Source organism: Streptomyces prunicolor (assembly GCF_045162825.1).
Lineage (GTDB): Bacteria > Actinomycetota > Actinomycetes > Streptomycetales > Streptomycetaceae > Streptomyces > Streptomyces prunicolor.
This window is the reverse complement of sequence record NZ_CP108676.1, coordinates 3,525,202-3,548,678: the sequence shown is the minus strand read 5'-3', so window position 1 is coordinate 3,548,678 and position 23,477 is coordinate 3,525,202. Positions and strand designations below refer to the sequence as shown.

The window sequence follows — 23,477 nt, the reverse complement described above, 5'->3', positions numbered from 1 at the left end:
GGGGTGCGCATGACTGGACGAGGTCAAGCGAGCGCCGGCGATCTGCTCGAACTGGTACGCACCGGGCGTGCCACGACCCGCGGCGCCCTCCAACAGGTGACCGGACTCTCACGCGCGACCGTCGGTCAGCGCCTGGACCGGCTCTTCCGCGCGGGCTGGCTGCGCGAGGGCGCGGGCGGTCCGGTGGACTCCCCACTGGGCGGCAGACCCTCGATCACCCTGGAGTTCGACGACGCCCACGCCGTAGTCCTCGCGGCGGACCTGGACACCCGCCACGCGCGCGCGTGCGTCCTCTCCCTCACCGGCGAGATCCTCGCCGAGCACGGCGGCACGCTCGTCATCGAGGACGGCCCGGACGCAGTACTCGGCGAACTCGGCCGCTGGTTCGCCGAACTCCTGGAGAAGGCCGGACACCGGCCGTCCGAGGTCTGCGGGATCGGCCTCGCGGTCCCCGGACCCGTCGACAGCGAGACCGGCCGCGTCGTCCAGCCGCCGATGATGCCCGGCTGGGACGCCTACGACATAAGAGGCCGCCTGGCCCGCGCCTTCACCGAACACACCGGCGCCCCCCGGGTCCCGGTCCTCGTCGACAACGACGCCAACCTCATGGCCTACGGCGAACAGCGCACCGGCCACCCCGACTGCTCGGCCTTCGTCCTGGTCAAGGTGTCGACGGGTATCGGCGCGGGAGTGGTCGTCGGCGGCTCCATCTTCCGGGGGATCGACGGCGGCGCGGGCGACATCGGCCACATCCGCGTCCCGGCGGGCGCGCAGGCGCTGTGCCGTTGCGGGTCCTACGGCTGCCTCGCCGCCGTCGCCAGTGGTGGCGCCGTGGCGCGACGGCTGGTCGAGACCGGGGTGCCGGCGGCGTCCGGCTCGGATGTGCGGGACCTGCTGGCGTCCGGGCATCCGGGAGCGGCCGCGTTCGCCCGCGAGGCGGGACGGCAGGTCGGGGACGTCCTGGCGACCGTGGTGACGCTGCTCAACCCCGGGGTGCTGATGATCGCGGGAGACCTGGCCGGCACCTCCTTCCTCACGGGCGTACGCGAGCTGCTGTACCAGCGGGCACTGCCGCGCTCCACCGCTCATCTGCACGTGCTCACCTCACGGCTCGGTGAGCGGGCCGGGCTGGTGGGGGCGGGCGCGCTGGTCGTGGAGCACCTGTACGCGCCGGAGCGGGTCGAGGAGCGGTTGCTCGCGTTGGGCATGTGACGTCCGCGTTTCCGTCCCGAGACTCGTCCGGATGGTGAAATCCGGGCGGTTGTAGAAGCGTGATTCTCGCCACCTTTGATAGGGGTGGCGCTCAGGTGAGCGGATCTTGCGCGGCTGCACTTCTCCAAGGGGTGGCACTCCGTGCCACCCCTTGATCGTTCATCGATCGAAAACAGGCGAGCCGTAACCCGCTCGCATGAGCGCATAACTCCGCGCCTGGGCGGTGTTGCGTTCAAGAAGTGAAAACATCCGGCGGTGTTCGCTTGCCGAGCTTTGACTTTCGATCCGCTGGCGGACTGCCGGTTACAGACGCATGACATGCAAGTGGACGTACCCAGACGCCTTCGATCTGGGTATGTTCCTGGCCGTCAGGGCAGCCACCCGCGTCCCGAGGAGTCGAGACCCGTGTCGGAAAACAAAGAACCCCACGTAGTGAAGTTCGTCTACGACTTCACCGAGGGAAACAAGGACCTCAAGGACCTCCTCGGCGGCAAGGGTGCCAACCTCGCCGAGATGACGAACCTGGGCCTTCCCGTGCCTCCCGGTTTCACCATCACGACCGAGGCGTGCAAGACCTACCTCGACAGCGGAGACGAACCCGCGGCACTGCGTGACGAGGTGAGTGCACACCTCGACGCGCTCGAAGCGACCATGGGCAAGCAGCTCGGGCAGGCCGACGATCCCCTCCTCGTGTCGGTCCGCTCCGGGGCGAAGTTCTCCATGCCCGGCATGATGGACACCGTCCTGAACATCGGCCTCTCCGACAAGTCCGTGCAGGGCCTGGCGAAGCAGGCCGGCGACGAGCGCTTCGCGTGGGACTCGTACCGCCGCCTCATCCAGATGTTCGGCAAGACCGTCCTCGGCGTCGACGGCGACCTCTTCGAGGAGGCGCTCGACAAGGCCAAGGACGCCAAGAAGGTGGTCGTGGACACCGAGTTGGACGCGGCCGACCTGAAGAAGCTGGTCACCCGGTTCAAGCGGATCGTCAAGACCGAGGCGGGCCGCGACTTCCCGCAGGACCCGCGCGAGCAGATGGACCTCGCCATCCACGCGGTCTTCGACTCCTGGAACACCGACCGCGCCAAGCTCTACCGCCGCCAGGAACGCATCCCGCACGACCTCGGCACGGCGGTCAACGTCTGCTCGATGGTCTTCGGCAACCTCGGCCCCACGGCTACATCTATTGGGGGCGGCACGGGCGTCGCCTTCACTCGCGACCCCGCCAGCGGCCACCAGGGCGTCTACGGCGACTACTTGCAGAACGCGCAGGGCGAGGACGTCGTAGCCGGCATCCGAAACACCGTGCCCCTCGCGGAACTCGAGCAGATCGACAAGGCGTCGTACGACCAGCTCATGCAGATCATGAAGACCCTGGAGAACCACTACAAGGATCTCTGCGACATCGAATTCACCATCGAGCGCGGGCAGTTGTGGATGCTCCAGACGCGGGTGGGGAAGCGGACGGCGGGTGCGGCCTTCCGCATCGCGACCCAACTCGTCGACCAGGGGCTGATCGACGAGGCGGAGGCCCTCCAGCGGGTCACCGGCGCACAGTTGGCGCAGCTGATGTTCCCGCGCTTCGACGACGAGGCGAAGGTCCAGAAGGTCGGGCGGGGCATCGCGGCCTCGCCGGGTGCGGCGGTCGGCAAGGTGGTCTTCGACTCGTACACGGCGGTGAAGTGGTCGCGTTCGGGCGAGAAGGTGATCCTGGTCCGCCGTGAGACGAACCCGGACGACCTCGACGGCATGATCGCGGCGGAGGGCATCCTCACGTCGCGCGGCGGCAAGACGTCCCACGCGGCCGTCGTGGCGCGGGGCATGGGCAAGACGTGCGTGTGCGGCGCGGAGGAGTTGGAGGTCGACACCAAGCGGCGCCGGATGACGGTGCCGGGTGGGCATGTCGTCGAGGAGGGCGACGTGATCTCGATCGACGGATCGAGCGGCAAGGTCTACTTGGGCGAGGTCCCGGTCGTCCCGTCCCCGGTCGTGGAGTACTTCGAGGGCCGGATGCACGCGGGCGCCGACGACGCCGACGAGCTGGTCGAGGCGGTCCACCGGATCATCGGATACGCGGACCGCGTACGCCGGTTGAGGGTGCGCGCGAACGCGGACAACGCCGAGGACGCGCTGCGCGCCCGCCGCTTCGGGGCCCAGGGCATCGGCCTGTGCCGTACGGAGCACATGTTCCTCGGCGACCGCCGCGAACTGGTCGAGCGCCTGATCCTGGCCGACACGGACACCGAACGCGAGGAGTCCCTCAAGGCTCTTCTCCCGCTCCAGAAAGCCGACTTCGTCGAGCTGTTCAAGGCGATGGACGGACTCCCGGTCACGGTCCGCCTGTTGGACCCGCCGCTGCACGAATTCCTGCCGGACATCACGGAGTTGTCGGTCCGGGTGGCTTTGGCGGAGTCCCGCCAGGAGTCCCACGAGAACGACCTCCGCCTCCTCCAGGCGGTCCACCGCCTGCACGAGCAGAACCCGATGCTGGGTCTGCGGGGCGTGCGCCTGGGTCTCGTGATCCCCGGCCTGTTCACCATGCAGGTACGGGCGATCGCCGAGGCCGCCGCCGAACGCAAGGCGGCGAAGGGCGACCCGCGCGCGGAGATCATGATCCCGCTCGTCGGCACGGTCCAGGAGCTGGAGATCGTCCGCGAGGAGGCCGACCAGGTCGTGGCCGAGGTCGAGGCGGCGACGGGCACGTCCCTGAAGCTGTCGATCGGCACGATGATCGAACTCCCGCGCGCGGCCCTGACGGCGGGCCAGATCGCGGAGGCGGCGGAGTTCTTCAGCTTCGGCACGAACGACCTCACGCAGACGGTGTGGGGTTTCAGCCGGGACGACGTAGAGGCGTCCTTCTTCACCGCCTACCTGGAGAAGGGCATCTTCGGCGTCTCCCCCTTCGAGACGATCGACAGGGATGGTGTCGGCTCCCTGGTGAAGCTGGCGGCGAAGGCGGGCCGCGAAACCCGCCCGGACCTCAAGCTCGGCGTCTGCGGCGAACACGGCGGCGACCCGGAGTCGGTGCACTTCTTCCACGAGGTCGGCCTGGACTACGTCTCCTGCTCACCGTTCCGGATTCCGGTGGCGCGGCTGGAGGCGGGGCGGGCGGCTTCGGCGGGGCAGGGGAGCGATCACCGGTAGACGCATGGCCGGCCTTTGGTAGGTCGTACGGCATCCAAGAGCCCCGGGACCGCTGTCGGTCATCCTGACCCTCACCGACGCGGCGGTGGTTCCGGATTTCGAGGGGAGGGGCGGCACCCTGTGCGGGGGTGTCGCCCCTTTCCGCGTCGCCAGTCGGTCTGCCACGCCCCGGTAGGCCGCCAAGGTGAGGAACAGGATCTCGACGCCCGCGGTGATCCCCGCCGCCCGGAACTTCCCCGAACCTGTCGAAGGAGTGCCCAGCAGCACGGGGATCTTCCCCTGGGGGTCCACGGTGACGGTGACGGTCTGGCCGACCTTCAGCCCGTCCCCGGACACCTTGTCCGGCAACGGCTGCCCCGACGGATCAGCCAGCCGCGCGACGTGAGTCGGCGGATCGGCGCCCTGGTCGACCCAGTACACGTCGGTCACCGTCGCCTGCTCCTCCCGGCCGCGGGCGTGCAGCGCCCGCTGGTCCGGGCCCGAGTAGGTCAGGTGCATCACGACCAGAGCGCAGATGGGCACCGCGATCAGCGCCAGGATGCCCCAGCCCTTGGGCTCCTCCATACCCGGCACCATCAGTCCGAGGAGAAAGAACGCCAGGAGATAGAGCGAGGGATACACGAGCAGCGCCACCCAGACGCTGTGCATGACGTGCACCAGGATGCCGGCGCCGACCTCAAGGCCCAGGAACACCACCGCGAAGCCCACCAGGAGCAACGCGACCAGCCCCATCAGCCGGCCCCGCCTCAGTATTCGCCCGGCCACAACACCCCCGCCATCGAGTGTTCCGCGCCGACCCGCCACCGAGAAGCGCGCATTGCATTCTGCCCGCCGTCACTCGCAGGCGACCCCGTCCCCGTCCCGGTCGAGGTGGGAGTCGTAGCCGGGGTCGCCCGTGTGGAGGGGTGTGACGCCGGCGGCACGGGCGGCGGTGCAGTTCGTGTAATAGGTGCTGCCGCCACCGGAGTTGGTGTCGTCGGAACCAGAGCCGGAGCCAGAACCCGAACCGGAGCCGCTGCCCGCGGCCGCCTCTGCGGTGACCGTCTTCGTGACCTTGACGGTCTTGGTCGCGGTGACCGTGGGTGCGGGCGCCGGGGTGGCCGTCTCCGTCGTCGTCGCCGTGACGGTCATCGTCGGCTGGGGGCTGGCCGCTGCCGGCTTCGCGTCGGCCGTCGTGTCGGTCTTCTTGTCCTGGCCGGAGCCGCCCGCGCTGATGCCGATGAGGAAGGCCAGCGCGAGGGCGGGGAGTACGTACCGCTTGCGGGCCCAGCGGGGTGCCGGTCGGACGGGCTGGAACGGTGGCTGGGGCTGTGGCATGGGTGGTGTGGCGTACGGGTGCGTCATCTCGTCCCCCTGTGTCCGGTGAGACATGGACCGTATTGCCCCGGTGAGGGCGGTGAAGGAGGAGTGACCATCTCGTGATGGATATGTCGCTCGGTGCGAGCGGAGCGGTGGCGGGTCGGCTCTCGTACGCTGAGATCCCAACCGCTCGCCGACGCTTGTCCACGCTCACCGAGGGAGCCCGATCATGTCCGGCTGGAACGAGAAGGCCATCCCCGACCAGCGCGGCCGGGTCGCCGTAGTCACCGGGGCCAACAGCGGGCTCGGCTACGTCACCGCGCGCGAGCTGGCCCGCAAGGGCGCCCGGGTGGTGCTCGCCTGCCGGAGCGAGGTGCGGGGGAGTGCGGCTGCCGACCGGATCGTGGCCGAAGTGCCGGGCGCCGAGGCGCAGTTCGGGCGGCTGGATCTCGGAGACCTCGCGTCTGTACGGGAGTTCGCGGACACCTTCCCCTACGAGCGGCTCGATCTGCTCGTCAACAACGCCGGCGTCATGGCGATGCCGTACGGCACCACGGTGGACGGGTTCGAGACGCAGTTCGGGGTCAACCACCTGGGGCACTTCGCACTCACCGGGCTGCTGCTGCCCGCGCTGCTCGACGCTCCCGACGCGCGGATCGTCACGCTCTCCAGCTTCATGCACCTGCTCGCCAACATCGACATCGACGACCTCAACAGCGAGCGCCGGTACAGCCGTTGGACCGCGTACTCCCGTTCCAAGACCGCCAACCTGCTCTTCACGCACGAGCTGGCGCGGCGGCTCGGGGCGGCCGGTTCGGGGGTGGTCGCGACCGCCGCCCACCCCGGGTACGCCGCCACCAACCTCCAGACCGCCGGGCCGCAGGCGGAGGGGCGGAAGGGCGCTGAGCGGTTCATGGAGATCGGCAACCGGGTCTTCGCCCAGTCGGCGGAAGTCGGCGCGCTGCCCTCCCTCTACGCCGCCACCGCCCCCGATGTACGGCCTGATTCCTTCTTCGGCCCTCGTGTAGCCATGTGGCGCGGGGCACCGGCGCCGTCCTGGCGGGCGCCTTGGACCCTCAACGACGCGATGGGGCAACGCCTTTGGGCTGCCTCGGAGGCGTTGACAGGAGTCGTCTACGACCAACTCAAGGCGTGAGCCGTCGAGTTACCGGTATTCAAGCCAGGTCTCAGGCCTCAGGCCCCTGCGCCTCACGCCGTTGCGCCGCTGTCCACCACCAGGTCCGTGCCCACCACCGACGCCGCGTCGTCCGAGGCCAAGTAGAGGACGGCGGCGGCCACTTCGGACGTGGCGGAGATGCGGCCCAGGGGAAGCGTGCCCCGTACCCGTTCGGCGCGGTCGGCCTCCGTCTCGCCCGCGCGCAGGGACATCGGGGTGTCCGTGGCACCGGGGCTGACCACGTTGATACGGACGCCCTCGCGGATGTGGTCCACGGCGGCACCCTTGCTCAGCACGGCCACGGCGGCCTTGGACGCGGCGTAGGCGGCGGCACCGGGGCTGCTCGTGTGCACGCCGAAGGTCGACGCCACGTTGACGATCGCGCCACCCGACGGCTGGGTACGCATCTGCCGGATCTCGGCCTGGAGGGCGAGGAAGACACCGGTCACGTTGATGTCGAGCTGCGTGCGCCAGTCCTCCTCGGTGAGGTCGGCGAGGGGCTGTCCACCCCGGAAGATCCCCGCGTTGTTGACGGCCACGTCGAGCGAGCCGTACCGGTCGACGGCTGCCCGTACCAGGGCGTGGGCGTCAACGGCCCTCGACACATCGGCAGTTACCGCGAAGGCCTTCCCGCCCTCGACCCCGCCCTCGATCAACACGACGGTCTCGTCCAGCGGTTCGCGTCGCCGCCCTGCTACGACGACGTTCGCCCCCTCGGCCGCGAACGCCAGGGCGATCGCCCGTCCGATGCCGGACCCGGCACCGGTGACGAGGGCGGTCCTGCCGGTAAAGCGGGTGCTGGTCATGATCTCCCCTTTTCTTGACTGATCGGTTTATTATGAGGACGCGGGAACATGGCTCGGAAGGCAGGAAAGTGCCCTGGACGGAAGGGCGTCTCAGTCGAGCAGCGTCAACGCCTGCTCCGCCGCGTCCCGCACCCGCGCCGGATCCCCGGACGCCCTGCCGACCACCCGCAACCCCTGCATCAGCACCAGCAACATGCGCGCCAGGGCGAGCGGATCGCGGTCGGCGGGCAACTCGCCCTGTGCCTGCGCCCGCACCAACGCCGAGCGCAACACCGCCTCCAACTGGTCCCAGTTGCGCTCGACCAGCCGCGTCGCGGCCGTGTCGTGCGGGGCGAGTTCGGCCGCCGTGTTGGTCACCATGCAGCCCAGCGAGCGTAGTTGCTCGTCCGCCGCCTCGGCCGCGTACCGCCGTACGATCGCTCGCACGGGCGGCAGCGCGGGCCCCGGCTGGGACAACTCCCGCACCATCGGGGTGAGTCCGGACCGGTCGTAGCTCTCCAGCGCCTTCAGGTACAGGTCGTGCTTGTTGCCGAAGGTCGCGTAGATGCTGGCCCGCCCGATGCCGAGGTGCTCGACGAGGTCGGCCATCGACGTCGCCTCGTAGCCGCGCCGCCAGAACAGCTCCAGGGCTGCCCGCAGCGCGGCCTCGGGATCGAACTCCTTGGTCCTGGCCATACCAGGCAGCCTAGGTTTATCGAGAACGGTCAGTCAAGAATACCTGTCCATGCACGGAGGGGCCTGCCGGTCACGCGAACTCCGGGATCAGCTCGCCCACCCGCCGGATGCTGTCCATCACCCGCTCATGTGGAATCGCCCCCACCTGCTGGAAGCACATCAGCCGGTCGATGCCCGCGTCCGCGTACGCCCGGAGTTTCTTCCGGCAGGTGTCGGGGCTGCCGACGATCAGGGAGTCCTGCGCCATCAGCGCCTCGAACAGTTCGTCCTCCGGGACCGTCTCGCCCTGGAGGATGCGGCCGATGGCCAGTTGGGCCGCGTTGGGGGCCGTGTCGACCTCGTCGCGCAGAAACGCGCCGGTCAGGCCGCCGCCGGCCGGGTCGGCCAGGATGCCCTGCTGGATCGTCATCGTCTCGACGAACGCGTCCGCCGCCTCGAAGAAGGTCAGCGCCCGGGCCGTGTACCAGGCCGCCGCCGCTGCCGCGCCGGACCGCAGAGCCTCCTCGTCGGTCTCCGCGCAGTGGACGAACGTGAAGAAGGCGATCTGGTCGTTGACGAAGGCTCCGGTGGGCTGTTCGCAGTCGGCTACGGCCTCCCGGTACAGCTCGACCAGCCTCGCCACCCGGGTCAGCGGCTCCCAGAGGGTGGTGCCCAGGACGCCCACCCCGCGCCGGCCCGCCTCCTCGAACGACGCCGGGCTGGAGGCCGCCTGCCACAGGGGCGGGTGCGGTTGCTGGAGGGGCGCGGGGACGAGTGGCTGGTCGCCGGCGCCCGTCCACAGGCGGGGTATCTCCTCGAAGGCCCGCTGGGTCTGGGCGCGGGCGCCCGCCGGGTCCACGCCGAACATGCGCCACTCCGGCGCCGTGGAACGGGTCAGGCCCAGCTCCACCCGGCCGCCGCTCAACTGGTCAAGCCAGGCTGCCCGTTCGGCGACTCGCCTCGGGTGGTTGATCTCGGCGGGTGCCAACACCGCCGCGTGGCCCAGCCGTATCCGGGACGTGCGCTGCGACAGCGCCGCCAGCAGCAGCTCCGGCGCCGAGCTGAGGCTGAACTCCGCCGCGCCGTGGTGCTCCACCTGCCACCAGCAGTCGTACCCGAACTCGTCGGCGAGCACGGCCTGTTCGACCGCCTCCGTGATCCGCCGGTGTTCGTGGTCCTCGGTCGCCCACGGCCTGGGGTCCTGGATCTCGCTGAACATGTCGAGCTTCACGTGCTGAACTGCCCTTCTCTCCGGCCGACTTGCTATGGGAAGCGCTCCCACGCGGCCGGATCAGATTGTCAGGGAAGTGTGTTACAGCCGTGATGTTCCGCTGTGAGGCTCATGTGCAGATGGGAGTGGTTCAGGGGGAGCGGTCCCGCCGCAGTGACGTCACCAGCAACTCGGTGAACTGTGTCGCCGACCAGGACGGCCGCCGTCCCGTCGCCGTCTGCACCTGCGCCTCGCGCTGCCGGAACACCGGGTGGTCCACGGGGACGTACGTCACGCCCTCGGTCGCGGCGCTCTGTTCTGTGTCGCCGAGGTCTCCGACCAGGGCGAGGCCGCCCCCGGCGCGTACGAACTCATACTGCGGAGCGAGGCTGTCGCAGACCAGCGCCGGGCGGACCGTGATCCCCTCCAACTGCGCCCCGATGTCGAAGAGTTCACGCTGACTCGTGCCCGGTGAGGCCAGGGTGAGGGGGTAGGCGCAGAGGTCGGCGAGGCCGATGCGGTCGCGGTCGGCGAGTTCGTGACCGAGGGGGACGATTGCCGCCACCGGGACCACGACCGCGCACTCGACGCGGACATCGTGCTGCGGGCCCATCGTGTAGGTGACGGCGACATCGGCGAGGCCCTCGACCACGCGGCGGGTCGCCTCCTGGCGGGCGACCACGTCCACGCGGAAGGCCACGTCGGGATGGGCGCACCGGAAGTCGGCGATCGCCCGTGGCACCAGTCGCCGCGCGAACCCCTCCGAACAGGCGACGGCGACACTGCGCGCCTCCGCACCCCGTCCCGTCCTCAACTCCTCGACCAGCGTGGTCGATTCGGTCTCGGTGCGGCGCGCGTGGGCCAGCAGTCGCGAGCCGGCCTCGGTCAGGGTCATCCCGCGCGGATGCCGGGCGAACAGCGGGACCCCGATGCCGGATTCCAGCTTGGCAACCTGTCTGCTGATCGCCGATGGCGCGACGTTCAGCGCGTGCGCCGCCTCGGTCACCGATCCGGTGCGGGCGACCTCCAGGAAGTAGGCGAGGTTCACCGGCAGGAGTTGCATGGGTGGGTTCGGTCCCCTGTGATCAGACATTCGGCTAGACATCGCGTTGCCAGACGTTGCGTTGTCGAACATTGCGTTGCCGAAAGTAGAACGCATCACGTCACAAACGGCAATGGTCGCAGGCCCGGATCCGCCCTACTCTGCTGGGACGACGAGAGCGCATCGCCCGCCCCACCGCTGCCCTCCCTGGAGAAATCTTCCCGTGATCCCTGAGAAACTGGCCCGTAAAGCCGAGGAGTTCGTCGACTCGGGTGCCTTCTTCACCGAGCTGGCCGCCATGGTCGCGTACGCCACGGAGAGTTCCCGCCCCGAGGGCCGCCTTGCCATTGAGGCATACCTCGACGAGTTCCTGACCCCCGCCCTGACCGCCCTCGGCTGCGAAGTCACCCGCTACGACAACCCCGACCCGGCGGCCGGTCCCTTCCTGATCGGCACCCGCGTCGAGTCCTCCGACCTCCCGACCGTGCTCGTCTACGGCCATGCGGACGTCGTCGAGGGCCAGGCGGGCCGGTGGAGCGAGGGCCGCGACCCGTGGACGCTGACCGCCGAGGGCGACCGCTGGTACGGGCGCGGCGCCGCCGACAACAAGGGCCAGCACCTGGTCAACCTCGCCGCCCTGCGTCTCCTCCTCGCCGACCAGGGCTCGTTGGGCTTCAACCTGACCTTCCTGCTGGAGTCCGGCGAGGAGATCGGCTCACCCGGGCTCGCCGAATTCGCTTCGGAACACCGGGAGTTGCTGCGCGCGGACGTGCTCGTCGCCTCGGACGGCCCGCGCCTGGACGCCACGACACCGACGCTGTTCCTCGGCGCGCGCGGCGGCCTCGGGCTCCAACTCACCGCCGATCTACGGCCGGACGCCTACCACTCCGGCAACTGGGGCGGCCTGCTGCGCAACCCGGCGACCACCCTCGCCGGAGCCATCGCCACCCTGGTCGACGGCCACGGCCGGATCCGCGTACCGGAGTTGCTGCCGCCCGCGATCCCGCCGGAGGTCCGCGAGGCACTCGCCGGCGTCACCGTCGCCGCCTCGCCCGGTGACCCGGCGCCCGACGAGGGCTGGGGCGAGCCCGAACTGTCCGCCGCCGAACGGCTCTACGCCTGGAACACCCTCGAAGTCCTCGCCCTCGGCGCCGCCGACGCCGAACGGCCGGTCAACGCGATCCCGGGCAGCGCCCGCGCGGTCCTCCAACTCCGGTACGTCGTAGGCACCGACGCCGATCAGGTCGCCGACGCCGTCGCCCGGCACCTGGCCGAGCACGGATACCCGATGGTCGACGTCCAGGTGCTCGGCAGCTTCGCCGCGAGCCGCACCCCGCTCGACGACCCGTGGGTGCGCTGGACCCGGACCGCGCTGGAGGAGATCACGGGCGGCCCGATCGCCGTACTGCCCAACATCGGCGGCTCCCTCCCCAACGCCGTCTTCACCGACGTCCTCGGCCTCCCGACCCTCTGGCTGCCCCACTCCTACCCCGGCTGCCTCCAACACGCCCCCGACGAACACCTGTTGGCGCAGATCGCCCGCGAGGGCCTGGTCCTGGCGGCCGGCCTGTTCCACACGCTGGGCCGTCCACCGGCGGACCGCCCGCTCCCCACCCACGCATAGCCCCAACTCCCCACCCCCGTAACACTCCCGAGTCTCGGCACCCGCGCCCCGTCCGGCACACCCTCCCCAACTCCCGCCGGAAGGACCCCCGATGACCGCTCCGTCCCCCCAGCCCACCCAGCCCACTCAGTCCACGCACCCCGACGACACCTCGGCACCGAACCGCCCCACCGCACGACGTGCCATCGCGGTGGCCGGCATCGGCAACGCGCTCGAATTCTTCGACCTCGCCCTGTACGCGCTGATGGCGTCCTACATCGGCCGCACGTTCTTCCCCGGCGGCAACCCCGGAGTCCAACTGGTGCAGGCCTACGCCGTGTTCGGCGTGACGTACCTGATCCGGCCGCTCGGCGGGCTGCTGCTCGGCGCGTACGCGGACCGCAACGGCCGTAAGAAAGCACTGGTGTTGTCGATCCGGCTCATGGTGCTCGGCACGCTGCTGCTCGCGGTGATGCCGGGCTACTCGACCCTCGGGATCGCGTCGACCCTCGGGATCGTGCTCGCGCGGTTGATCCAAGGGTTCGCCGCCGGGGGCGAGTTCGGGGCCGCCACGTCCTTCCTGGTCGAGCAGGACGAGCGGCGCAAGAGTTTCCTCGGCAGCTTCCAGTTCGCCAGCCAGGGTCTGTCGACCCTCCTGGCGGCAGGCTTCGCGGCGGTTCTCACGGCTGTGCTGTCCGACGCCCAGATGACGTCGTGGGGCTGGCGCGTACCGTTCGCGTTCGGCCTGCTGATCGGTCCGGTGGGCTATTTCGTACGCCGCTACATGGACGAATCCCCGGCTCTGGCAACGGAGTTGGAGTCGGATGCCCCGAAGCCCTCCCCGATCGTGTCGGTCTTCCGGCACCACTGGGGCGGGCTGCTGATCGCCGGCGGTGCGCTGATCGTCTCGACGGCGCTGAACTTCATGCTCCAGTACCTGCCGACGTACGGCATCGGTCAACTGGGCCTGGACGCCTCGCTGTCGTTCACCGCGCTGCTCATCGCCGGGGCCGTCCTGACCTTCGTCACCCCGCTCGTGGGGCTGCTGGGCGACCGCCACGGCCGACTGCGCATCATGATCCCGGCCGCGGTGCTGATCGGCGTGAGCGTCGTCCCGCTTTTCCTGTGGCTCAACGCCTCGCCGTCCTTTCTCACCTTCGCGGTGTGCACCACCGTCCTCGCCCTGCTCAAGGCGGTGTACTTCGGCACGCTGCCGTCGGTGATGGCCGACGTCTTCCCGGCCCGGGCGCGCGCGACGGGCCTGTCCTTCAGCTACAACACGACGGTCGCGCTCTTCGGCGGCTTCACCCCGACGATCGCCGCGGCCCTGATCGAGGCGACCGGTTCGCCGGTGGCACCGGGCTACTACCTGTTGTTCACGGCCGTGTTGAGCACCGCGGCCCTGACGACCGCGCTGCGTACCCATAGCGTTCAGTAAGGGGGAGAAGCGGTTCGCGCGTCACCGACCTCGACCACCTCTCCTACGTCGTCACTCCACCCGCACCTCGTACGCCGCCACCCGCACCGACGCGTCGTCCAGGCACTCCCCGGAGACCAGATCGAACCGCTGCTTGAGCAGCGGCGACGCGACGAACGGGCGGCCCTGGTGGGTGCCGGTCAGGCCGCGGGAGAGGACCGCGGCGCCGCTGAACGGGTCGCGGTTGTCGATGCCGTAGAGGATGCCGGCGCGGTCGCGGAACAGGGCGACCTGGCTGCCGTCGGGCAGCAGGGCCGCCACTCCGCGGCCGGGGGTGAGCCGGTCGAGGTCGCAGACTGTGAACCAGTCGTCGGCGAGCCGGAGTTGGACCTTCAGGTCGGTCGTCTCGGGAGCCAGGGTCATCGCTGGGCGCTTCCTTCCAGGACGTCTGCGGGCTGCTGCGGCCGCATACCGATGGTCAGCAGCGGCAGGTCGGGCTTGATCTGATCGCGCTCGGGGACGAAGCCGACGACCGGGTCCGGGGTGTCGGGCGCGTTCACGAAGGACACGAACCGGGCGAGCTTTTCGGGGTCGTTGATGGTGGTGGCCCACTCGTCGCGGTACCCGGCGACATGCGCGGCCATCAGCGACTCCAACTCCCCGCAGATACCGAGCGAGTCCGCCACGACCACGTCCCGTACGTGGTCGAGGCCGCCCGGAATCCGCTCCAGCCACACGCTCGTACGCTCCAGCCGGTCGGCCGTACGGATGTAGAACATGAGGAACCGGTCGATCAGGCGCACCAGTTCGGCATCGGAGAGGTCCTTCGCCAGCAGGTCCGCGTGGCGCGGAGTGGCGCCGCCGTTGCCACCGACGTAGAGGTTCCAGCCGCCGGCGGTGGCGATGATCCCGAAGTCCTTCGACTGGGCCTCGGCGCACTCGCGGGCGCAGCCGGACACCGCCGACTTGAGCTTGTGCGGCGACCTGAGCCCCCGATACCGCAGCTCCAGGTCGATCGCCATCCGGACCGAGTCCTGGACGCCGTAGCGGCACCAGGTCTGCCCCACACAGGACTTGACGGTGCGCAGGGCCTTTCCGTACGCGTGCCCGGACTCGAATCCGGCGTCCACCAACCGGGCCCAGATCAGCGGGAGTTGTTCCACGCGGGCGCCGAACAGGTCGATGCGCTGGCCGCCGGTGATCTTCGTGTAGAGGCCGAAGTCCCGGGCCACCTCGCCGATCACGATGAGTTTCTCGGGGGTGATCTCGCCGCCGGGGATGCGCGGAACGACCGAATAGGAGCCGTTCTTCTGCAAGTTGGCGAGGAAGTGGTCGTTGCTGTCCTGGAGGGCCGCCTGTTCGCCGTCGAGGACATAGCCGCTCGCGCCGATCGTCGGGGCGAGGGACGCGATGATCGAGGCGACCGTCGGCTTGCAGATCTCGCAGCCGTCGCCACCGCGGGCGCCGTCACGGCCGTAGCGATCCAGCATCTCCTGGTAGGAGTTGACGCGCAGCGCGAGGGCGATCTCGTACAGCTCCTCGCGGGTCTGCGCGAAGCAGCCGCACAGGCCCTTGTCGACCTCGACGCCGTTCGCCTCCAGCTCGGCGGTGACCAGCTGGCCGAGCACCTTGACGCAACTCCCGCAGCCGGTACCGGCCTTGGTGCACTTCTTCACCTCGGGCACGCTCGTGCAGGAGTGGTCGGTGACCGCGCCGCGGATCACGCCCTTGCTGACGTTGTGGCAGGAGCAGATGACCGCGGCGTCGGGCAGCGCGGACGGCCCGAGCTGGACGGCATCCCCGGAACCCGCCGGGAGCACCAACTGCTCGGGGGAGACGGGCGGTACGGACCCGGTGAACGCGCGCAGCGTGCCGTACGCGTCCGCGTCACCGACCAGGATCCCGCCGAGCAACTCGCCGCCCCGGCCGATCACCAGCTTCTTGTACGTCCCCGCCCGCGCGTCGGAGTAGACGACGTCGAGGCAGTCCGCGGTGGCGCCGTGCGCGTCGCCGAAGGACGCCACGTCCACGCCGAGCAGCTTCAGCTTGGTCGACAAGTCCGCGCCGGTGAAGGCGGATTCGTCCCGTGCGATGGTCGCGGCGACCGTCTCCGCCTGTTCGTAACCGGGCGCCACCAGCCCGTACACCCGGCCGTCCGCAGCCAGCGCGCACTCGCCGATCGCGAACACGTGCGGGTCGGCGACCGTACGGCACTGCTCGTCGACCGCGATGCCACCGCGCTCACCGACCGACAGACCGCAGTCGCGGGCGAGTTGGTCGCGGGGGCGTACTCCGGCGCTGAACACCACGATGTCCGTGGCGAGTTGGGAACCGTCCGACAGCTTCATACCGGTGACGGCGCCGTGCGCGTCGGCGAGGATCTCCTGCGTACCGGTCCCCGTGTGGACGGTCAGGCCCATGCCCTCGATGGTGCGCAGTAGCGCCGCGCCGCCACCCTCGTCGACCTGCACCGGCATCAACCGGGGCGCGAACTCGACGATGTGCGTGGCGAGTCCGAGCCCCTTGAGAGCCCCGGCGGCCTCAAGACCGAGCAGCCCACCACCGACCACGGCACCCGTCGTCGCCCGCGCCTTGGCGTACGCCTCGATCGCGAGCAGATCCTCGATCGTGCGGTAGACGAAACAGCCGTCGGAGTCATTGCCCGGAACGGGCGGCACGAACGGATACGAGCCGGTGGCGAGGACGAGCGTGTCGTACTCAACGGTCAGACCGGAGCGGGCGGTTACTGTCCTGGCCGCGCGGTCGATGGTCTCCGCCGGATCGCCGACGTACAGCTCGATCCCATGATCGCTGATGAACTCCGCGTCCGTGAGCGAGAGTTCCTCGGGTGTGCGGCCCGAGAAGTACGAGGTGAGCTGGACGCGGTCGTAGGCCGGACGCGGTTCCTCGCACAGCACGACCACTCGGTGCGTGGCGGTCAGGCCGCGCTCGGCGAGCGCTTCGAGGAAGCGCTGACCGACCATGCCGTGGCCGACGAGCACGATGGTGGGCACGGTGGGCACCACACGCGGATTCGAGGTCATGCCCAGGAGCCTGCGACGCCGGTGTTACCCGACCGCATCCCACCTGTTTCCCGCGAGGAACGCTGCCCTCAGCGGGAGCGCGCGGGGGGTGTGAGGGTTCGGGGTGCGCGCCGGGGGAGGGGTGTGAGGCGGGGGCCTGGTCCAACCGCTGTTCACGGTCTCCGCCCTCGCGGCCGGCTGGATCGACGCCGTGGTGGGCGGCGGCGGACTCCTCCTGCTCCCGGTACTCCTGCTCGGCCTGCCCGCGGGCACCCCGGCCGCCACCGCACTCGGCACCAACAAGGCGGTAGCCATCGTCGGCACATCCGGCGCGGCGGTGACGTACGCCCGCAAGGCACCGGTGAACATCGGCCTCGCCGTACGCATCGGCCTGGCGGCCCTCGCCGGTTCCTCCGCCGGTGCCTTCTTCGCGGCCGGTATGAGCACCGACGTACTCAAGCCGGTGATCATGGTCGTGCTGCTCGCGGTAGCCACCTTCGTCATCCTCCGCCTGGCCTTCGGCACGGTCCCCACCCCGGCCCGGCCACCCGCCGCCAGATCCTCGCCGCGATCGGCCTCGCCGGCCTGGGCATCGGTTTCTACGACGGGCTCGTGGGCCCCGGCACCGGTACGTTCCTGGTCCTCGCGCTCACCGCGGTCCTGAAGTAGGGGAGCGGTTGCGTGCGGGGCATGGCCGCTGACGCCGGTCCCAGCCGTCGTGGTGAACCTGACACTGCGAACCTGGCGTTCAGCCTGCGCCCCATAGGGGCGCGGGGAACTGCGCGACCAGCCACGACGGACCCGCAGACGACGCACGACCCTTCCCCCGAAGCCCTACCGACTCCCACTCAGATGCGCGAACACCACCACATTCCCCTGATACCCCGTCGCCCGCGAATACCCGCCCCCACACGTGATCACCCTCAACTCGGGCCGCCGCGCAGCCCCGTACACCTTCTGATCGGGAAACCGGCTCGCCTGATAGACCTCCACCGCGTCCACCGTGAACAACGCGACGCTCCCGTCCAACCGGTCCAGCTCAATCGCGTTGCCCTTCTTCAGGGCGCCGAGGTCATAGAAGACGGCGGGGCCATCCGCGTTGTCGACATGCCCCGCGACGATCGCCGTTCCGCTCTCACCGGGGGTCGTCCCGGCCTCGTACCAACCGGCGAGGTTCTTCTTCGCGGCCGGGGGCACGTCCAGGCTGCCGGTGCTCGTCAGCTTGAGGCCCATCAGCGGGGCGTTCACATGGATGGCCGGGATCCGGATGCGGTCCGGCGGCGACGGCGGCAACGCACGCGCCGCGGTACGCCCGGCGACCGGATCGGGCCGGGCCTCGGCGGCGGACGGCTGCGGCGGCGCGTTCGTACCGGAACCGCTGGTCAACAGCCACGCGCCCGCGCACAGGGCGACCACGGTGACGACCCCTATCGCGGTGTTGGCCCCGGTCGCGGTGTTGCCGTAGCTACGACGGCGCATGAGGAATCAACCCCTCTCCAGTAACTGGCCCCGCGCCCCCCTCCGGGTCACGAGGGGCGTCGGACCCGGAGGGGGAGGGGACGTGCGGTACCGGCGGACGGACAGCGGAGGGTGTCCGTCAGAACCTGTCGCCTCTCGCCCGGCGATGCAGGAGCCAGGTACCGCCCGCGGCGGCGACGGCGAGAGCCGCCACACCGGCCGCGGTCTGCACGGGGTCGGGGCCCAAGGCGCCACCGACCCCCGTCTTCACACTTCCGCGCGGCTGCACCTGTTGCCGCATCGAAGCCAGCGTCACCATCAGATCGCCGCTGACCTGCTTGCCGTCCGCGCACTTCGCGACGATCTCGTACGTCCCCGGCTGCGCACTCGGCGGCACCTTGAACTGCCCGATCGCATCGCCCTCGTGCGCACTCGGCGCCAGCGTGAACGTGCCGGCGCCCACCGCGCTGGCATCACCGGCGGCCGTACCGTCGTCGCCGCACGCCGCCGTGTTCACCGTGACGTCGCCGCCCGGCACGGCGTTCGACGGGAACACCTCCAGACCGGCGCTCTCGCCGCCGTACGCCGGCGCGGTCGCGAGACCCGCGGCGGCGACGACGAGCGCGGTGCCGGTCAGCAGACGGGCGGTACGACGCATCGGTGCTCCTCCGAGCTGTGGTTGGCTGCCCTTCCGAGGAAAGTGGCACCGGGCCGAGCGCGCTTCCTGAACGTGCGTCAGAAGTGTGGTGAATGGGTGTCAGGAAGCGGCCGCGGCGGCCCGTCAGCTCGCTGTTTCAGCAGGTCATAGGGGTACGGCGACCTCGCCCCGAACGAGTACCCGAAGAGCGCACGCCGCGCGGGTGAACGGGTGACGACCGGTCAGGCCCGACCTCGGGAATGGGTGACTTGACCTCAAGAATGGTTGAGGTAACAGGCTGACCGGCATGGACACCGAGACCGCTCCCGCACGCCCCCTGACCGTGACCGTCGTCATCGGCAGCAACCGCCACGGCCGCTTCGGCCCGGTCGTCGCCGACTGGCTCCTCACCCACGTCCGCGACCACCCCGACCTCGCCCTCCAGGTCGTCGACGTGGCCGACACCGGCCACCTGCCCACGACCCTCGCCCCGACCCCGGAGGCGACGGCCGCACTCGCCGACATCACCCCGAAACTCTCCTCCGCGGACGCCTTCGTCGTCCTCACCCCCGAGTACAACCACTCCTACCCGGCGGGCCTCAAGAACCTGATCGACTGGCACTTCACCGAGTGGCGCGCCAAGCCCGTCGCCCTCGTCTCCTACGGCGGCCTCGCGGGCGGCCTGCGCGCGGTGGAACACCTGCGCCAGGTCTTCGCCGAACTCCACGCCGTGACGGTCCGCGACACCGTCTCCTTCCACAACGCGGGCGCGTCCTTCGACGACGACGGCCGCCTCAAGGACCCCACGGCCCCGGATGCGGCGGCGAAGGCGATGCTGGACCAACTGGTCTGGTGGGGGCTGGCGTTGAGAGAGGCGCGCGATGTACGTCCATTGATCTGACGCAAAGAAAGGGGGGCGGCCGACACAGGTCGGCCGCCCCTTTCACACCACACCACACCGTCACTGGTGGCCCGGTGCGCTGCCCGGGCTGGTGCGCCGGGCGGACGTGTCAGAAACCGAAGATGCCCTCGAACGTGCCACGGTCCCAGTCGTGGTCCGTCTTGGTGGTCGAGGAGTAGACGGGCCCGACGTGGTTGATGACACCGGCGAACATCGTGTTGTCGACGTGCCCGGAGCCCTGGGAACCGGTGCCCTGGACGAGCGCGCCGTCGTCGTGGGGGAACGGGCCGTTGTCGTGGGCGAGGGCGGCACCGGCGCCACCGAGCAGGATGCCGACGGCGAGGACGGACGTGGTCAGGGCAGAGCGCATACGCATTGACTACTCCCAAAGATCTCTGGATGACGCGCCGGAAACCGGGCGCGTCGGGCCGATCAACGCCTAAACGATCACTGGAAACGGGATGCCACCTCGCTGACGCCACGTGGATCACCCGTTGATTCACTCGAACGGGACCTCGTGTCACGCCATAAGAACCGCACCGCCGGAGCATGCATCCCGGCATGAGTGTGGACAGGGCTTACGTCACCGTCGGGGCCACCGTGTCCACGGACGACCTCGCCGCGGACACGGCCGACCCGGCCCGGGACCGGCAACTCGGCGCGGCCCGGACGGGAGTCACCGCCGACTGGATCGCCACCACCGGCGAAACGGCGATACGACTCGCCGGCCTCCGAGATGCGCCACATCGAGGCCGCTGCCTGAAGTGGCGGGCGATTCACTTATCCGGGTGAAGGCCCACAAGCTGCCGTCTAGGTGTCATATGACCCGGGCAGGACGGGGCCATGGGATACCAACTGGGGGATCTGGGGCGGACGTTCCGCGACCAGATGTACAACGTGCTCACCGGCGGCGACGGCAGCGTCCCGCCGTCCAAGTCCAGCTTCATCACCTGGTGCATGCCCGGACTGCCGTACCAGGAGGCGGACTTCGCGTTCGCCGCGCAGGGCATCGGCACCGGCGCGACCGCGGCGGAGGACAAGCTCCTGCTCCAGCAGGCGTACAACTTCTCCTCGCTCATCGACTTCATCCCGGACGTGACCTCGGCGTACTCCTCGGGCCGCCAGGACGGGGTGTGGCGCAACGCGAGCGGTGCCCGGCTGAGTGAGATCTACGGCCAGATCCTCAAGTTCTCCAAGGTCGTCGACGATCAGCTCACCGACGACCAGAAGGCCAAACTGGAGCGGTTCCGGGGCCTGTTGAGGGTGACGCGCACGGTGAAGGACATCGTCACCGAGCAGGAGAAGCAGGTCACCGAGGACAGCCCCATGCTCAAGGCCTACAAGGCGTGCATGCAGGCGTACGTCACCGCCGCGCTGTCGTACAACAACAAGCGCATCGCGGCCCAGGCGGCCGTGGGAGAGTCCGGCAAGCAGGCGGTCGCGGACTGGGCGGCCAACGCGCAGCTGTACTCGATGCAGGTCGCCGCCGCGATGGACGACTGGACGTCGAGCGGGTACCGCAACGAGGTCGAGGAGATCAACGCCTACATCGACCAGACCACCGAGAAGTCGATGCTCCTGTGGAAGCGCAACCTGGAACGCTTCTACGAGGAGGCGAACACCAACGCGCTGGGCCCGGGCCAGTCCTTCTACTACACGACGGTCGTCCCCGGTGACTTCGCGACCTCGAACGGCTGGACCGGGTACTCGATGTACCACCAGATGGTGGACTCGCACAGCCACTACGAGACGACATCCTGGTCGGCGGGCGGCGGTCTCAACTTCGGCCTGTGGAGCACGAGCGCGGGCGTCACCACCAACTCCCAGGACTACAGCGAGAACTTCCAGGTCGACGACTTCTCGATGTCCTTCGAGATGGCGCAAGTACAGGTCGTACGGCCCTGGTTCTACCCGGAGTTCCTGGAGAACCGCGGCTGGGACCTGCGCCAGGGGCAGGGCTGGAACTACGACCAGATGCCGTCCGACGGCGGCAACCCGCCCCAGGGCCGCTTCATCGGCTATCCGCTCCAGGCCCTGTTCATCAGGAACCTCACCATCCACTCCGCCTCGCTGGCCCAGGCGTTGCAGACCCATCAGAGCTCCGTGTCGGTCAACGCGAGTGTCGGCTGGGGCCCGTTCTCCGTGAAGGGCAGCTACAGCCACTCCGAGTCGGACCAGCACTTCCACTCCGAGAACGACGGCGCCACCATCACCGTCCCCGGCATGCAGATCATCGGCTTCGTCAACCACCTGCTGGACAAGACACCGAACCTGCTCGACGGCCTCGACCCCGACCAACTCGTCTAGGGCGGCGGCCAGTTATGAACGAGACCGCTGCAGTGTGGGCCGCGTCCCCGGTGGACGCGGCGGCCATGTTCGGCCTGGGCGCGTACTTCCGAGGCCTGCTCACCGACCCCGACCACCTGGTGTCCGTACCGGTGACGCCGGTGGTCCACCAGGACAGCATGTTCCGCTTCGGCGGCGCCCTGGACGCACCCCGGGCCACGGTCTGGTCCGAGTTCTGCGAACTGGTCAACAGGGTCCCGACCCAACCGATTTGGGCACCCCCGTCGACCGTCCACCTGTGGGGAATCTACGGCGAGGTACTGGCCGCCGACCTGGCCCGCTCCACCCTCACCCCCGAGGAACACCAGCGCTACGACACGGCAGTCGCCTACCTCTACGACACCGGCCCCGACGGAGTCTTCGTCCCCTCACCCGCCCTGCGCGACTACCGCACGGCCCGCCAGGCCTGGCTCCAGGCCGACACGGACTACCACCAGGCGGATCAGACGGCGGCCATGTCGACCGACCCGGCAGCCCGCGACCACTGGACCCACGTCGACGAACCCCGGCTCCGCCAGGCCAGGGACGACGCCATGGACGCCTGGCAGACCGCCGGTCACAAGGCCGAGGTGGAGGACGCCCTGCGCGAGACCTCCGAACTGGCCTCCAAGGCCCCCTCCAGCATCTGGAAACGGCACCGGGACACCTTCAACCCGAACCTCCCCGACCAGTACACGACCGCCCCCAACGGCACGCGTTTCGCGCCCACTTACTACTCACCGGACGGCGCGCTGGACGACCCCTGGTCGAGAGTCGTGCTCTCGGACGACATGCTCCGCACCCTGGCCACCCAGGCCCCCGCGGAACTCAAATCGGCGTTCGGCGACCGAGCCACCGACGACACGGTCTTCTCCCTGGCCTTCGAATACCGGGTCGTGTCGGTCGTCCGCCCCTGGCTGGACCCACCGATGGAACTCTTCGCCTCCCGAGCCTGGCGCCTCTCGTCAGGCGTCGCCGCCCTGAGCGACGGCGCGTCCCCACCCCACGGCCGCTGCCCGTCGTACGTCGAGTCGGTCGCCCTCGCCCGCAACGTCGAACTGATCCGCCAGGCCGTGGGCTACACGCAGACCCCCGGCGAGACCACCCTCCACGGCACCTGGACCCTCGACCTCGACAACGGCATCGCCGGCGGCGACATGAACACCGCCGACCTCTGGTGGGAGTGGATGACGGAGACGACGGCCCAGTTGGTCCCCAGCTCGCACGCCGGAATCGTCAACCTCGGCCAGGTCGACTACGACGCCTTCGACGGCCACCGCCTCTCGACCCTCACCTACGGCAGCACCCCCCTCACCGGCAACCCGAACGCGAGCAACCAACTGGTCACCGGGGACGTGTTCGCCGTACGCACGACGGAGGGCCGCTTCGCCAAGGTGCAGGTGGTCCAGTACGGCTACGACCTCCAACTCCGCTGGGTGGCCTACCAACAGGCGACGTCAGCGACGCAGAGCACGGTCACCGGTCCGGATGACGTGTTCCTCGCGGGGTTCGTGTGCCGACAGCTCCCGAAGAGCCCGGACCCTGACCCGGCACTGTCATGGTGAGCCCTGG

At 69.7% G+C, this 23,477-nt stretch carries 19 protein-coding genes and 1 pseudogene; 9 read left to right on the top strand and 11 right to left on the bottom strand.

The genetic code is table 11. The features are described 5' to 3' along the window. Nucleotides 1–9 precede the first annotated feature (9 nt). A complete protein-coding gene (locus OG588_RS15885; protein WP_266856456.1) occupies nt 10–1,212 on the top strand; it encodes an ROK family protein in 1,203 nt (400 codons plus the stop codon). 405 nt (nt 1,213–1,617) lie between these two features. Then, complete coding sequence (gene ppdK, locus OG588_RS15880; protein ID WP_405947857.1) at nt 1,618–4,353, top strand: pyruvate, phosphate dikinase; 2,736 nt, start codon at nt 1,618–1,620, stop codon at nt 4,351–4,353. Here ppdK and OG588_RS15875 read toward each other — a convergent pair. Both OG588_RS15875 and OG588_RS15870 read right to left on the bottom strand, forming a co-directional pair. Next, on the bottom strand, nt 4,276–5,085 hold the full coding sequence (locus tag OG588_RS15875) for a hypothetical protein (protein WP_405947856.1): 810 nt from the start codon (nt 5,083–5,085) through the stop codon (nt 4,276–4,278). The two genes, ppdK and OG588_RS15875, sit on opposite strands and share 78 nt — an antisense overlap. A gap of 102 nt (nt 5,086–5,187) precedes the next feature. Then, nucleotides 5,188–5,697, bottom strand: a complete 510-nt coding sequence (locus OG588_RS15870) for an excalibur calcium-binding domain-containing protein (RefSeq protein WP_405947855.1) — start codon at nt 5,695–5,697, stop codon at nt 5,188–5,190. A 184-nt stretch (nt 5,698–5,881) separates the two neighbouring features. Here OG588_RS15870 and OG588_RS15865 point away from each other — a divergent pair, with 184 nt between their 5' ends. Further along, nucleotides 5,882–6,808, top strand: a complete 927-nt coding sequence (locus OG588_RS15865) for an oxidoreductase (protein WP_405947854.1) — start codon at nt 5,882–5,884, stop codon at nt 6,806–6,808. Between the two features lie 53 nt (nt 6,809–6,861). On the opposite strand, the gene OG588_RS15860 is transcribed toward OG588_RS15865, so the two are convergent. The 4 genes from OG588_RS15860 to OG588_RS15845 all read right to left on the bottom strand — a co-directional run bounded on the left by OG588_RS15860 (nt 6,862) and on the right by OG588_RS15845 (nt 10,562). Beyond that, nucleotides 6,862–7,635, bottom strand: a complete 774-nt coding sequence (locus tag OG588_RS15860; protein ID WP_405947853.1) for an SDR family NAD(P)-dependent oxidoreductase — start codon at nt 7,633–7,635, stop codon at nt 6,862–6,864. A gap of 90 nt (nt 7,636–7,725) precedes the next feature. Next, nucleotides 7,726–8,310, bottom strand: coding sequence for a TetR/AcrR family transcriptional regulator (locus tag OG588_RS15855; RefSeq protein ID WP_405947852.1), 585 nt, complete (start codon nt 8,308–8,310; stop codon nt 7,726–7,728). A gap of 70 nt (nt 8,311–8,380) precedes the next feature. Further along, entirely contained in the window at nt 8,381–9,520 is a 1,140-nt protein-coding gene (locus tag OG588_RS15850; protein ID WP_405947851.1) for an LLM class flavin-dependent oxidoreductase, read from the bottom strand. A gap of 130 nt (nt 9,521–9,650) precedes the next feature. Then, complete coding sequence (locus OG588_RS15845; RefSeq protein WP_405947850.1) at nt 9,651–10,562, bottom strand: LysR family transcriptional regulator; 912 nt, start codon at nt 10,560–10,562, stop codon at nt 9,651–9,653. 202 nt (nt 10,563–10,764) lie between these two features. On the opposite strand from OG588_RS15845, the gene OG588_RS15840 reads away from it, so the two are divergent. Together OG588_RS15840 and OG588_RS15835 are read left to right on the top strand one after the other, a co-directional pair. After that, nucleotides 10,765–12,165: a M20 family metallopeptidase gene (locus OG588_RS15840; protein WP_405947849.1), complete on the top strand. Its 1,401-nt coding sequence runs from the start codon at nt 10,765–10,767 to the stop codon at nt 12,163–12,165. Nucleotides 12,166–12,256: 91 nt separating this feature from the next. Further along, entirely contained in the window at nt 12,257–13,582 is a 1,326-nt protein-coding gene (locus tag OG588_RS15835; protein WP_405947848.1) for an MFS transporter, read from the top strand. Nucleotides 13,583–13,633: 51 nt separating this feature from the next. Here the strand turns inward: OG588_RS15835 and nirD are convergent, their stop codons facing one another. Both nirD and nirB read right to left on the bottom strand, forming a co-directional pair. Then, a complete protein-coding gene (nirD, locus tag OG588_RS15830; protein ID WP_405947847.1) occupies nt 13,634–13,984 on the bottom strand; it encodes a nitrite reductase small subunit NirD in 351 nt (116 codons plus the stop codon). Then, nucleotides 13,981–16,605: a nitrite reductase large subunit NirB gene (gene nirB / locus OG588_RS15825; RefSeq protein WP_405947846.1), complete on the bottom strand. Its 2,625-nt coding sequence runs from the start codon at nt 16,603–16,605 to the stop codon at nt 13,981–13,983. Before nirB ends, nirD begins: the two co-directional genes overlap by 4 nt. Nucleotides 16,606–16,741: 136 nt before the next feature. On the opposite strand from nirB, the pseudogene OG588_RS15820 reads away from it, so the two are divergent. Beyond that, nucleotides 16,742–17,247, top strand: a pseudogene (locus tag OG588_RS15820) (TSUP family transporter); the annotation flags it as partial. 171 nt (nt 17,248–17,418) lie between these two features. Here the strand turns inward: OG588_RS15820 and OG588_RS15815 are convergent. Together OG588_RS15815 and OG588_RS15810 are read right to left on the bottom strand one after the other, a co-directional pair. Beyond that, the gene (locus OG588_RS15815; RefSeq protein WP_019064170.1) at nt 17,419–18,063 is read right to left on the bottom strand and encodes a class F sortase; all 645 of its coding nucleotides are present in this window, start codon (nt 18,061–18,063) and stop codon (nt 17,419–17,421) included. A gap of 118 nt (nt 18,064–18,181) precedes the next feature. Then, nucleotides 18,182–18,700 carry a hypothetical protein gene (locus OG588_RS15810; RefSeq protein ID WP_019064171.1) on the bottom strand — a complete coding sequence of 173 codons (519 nt, stop codon included), beginning with the start codon at nt 18,698–18,700 and terminating at the stop codon, nt 18,182–18,184. A 286-nt stretch (nt 18,701–18,986) separates the two neighbouring features. On the opposite strand from OG588_RS15810, the gene OG588_RS15805 reads away from it, so the two are divergent. After that, complete coding sequence (locus OG588_RS15805; protein WP_405947845.1) at nt 18,987–19,580, top strand: NADPH-dependent FMN reductase; 594 nt, start codon at nt 18,987–18,989, stop codon at nt 19,578–19,580. A gap of 109 nt (nt 19,581–19,689) precedes the next feature. Here OG588_RS15805 and OG588_RS15800 read toward each other — a convergent pair whose 3' ends face one another. Continuing rightward, nucleotides 19,690–19,956: a hypothetical protein gene (locus tag OG588_RS15800; protein WP_398846844.1), complete on the bottom strand. Its 267-nt coding sequence runs from the start codon at nt 19,954–19,956 to the stop codon at nt 19,690–19,692. A gap of 467 nt (nt 19,957–20,423) precedes the next feature. On the opposite strand from OG588_RS15800, the gene OG588_RS15795 reads away from it, so the two are divergent. Both OG588_RS15795 and OG588_RS15790 read left to right on the top strand, forming a co-directional pair. Beyond that, on the top strand, nt 20,424–21,887 hold the full coding sequence (locus tag OG588_RS15795) for a hypothetical protein (protein WP_405947844.1): 1,464 nt from the start codon (nt 20,424–20,426) through the stop codon (nt 21,885–21,887). 14 nt (nt 21,888–21,901) lie between these two features. Next, a complete protein-coding gene (locus tag OG588_RS15790) occupies nt 21,902–23,470 on the top strand; it encodes a hypothetical protein (RefSeq protein WP_405947843.1) in 1,569 nt (522 codons plus the stop codon). Nucleotides 23,471–23,477: the final 7 nt, after the last annotated feature.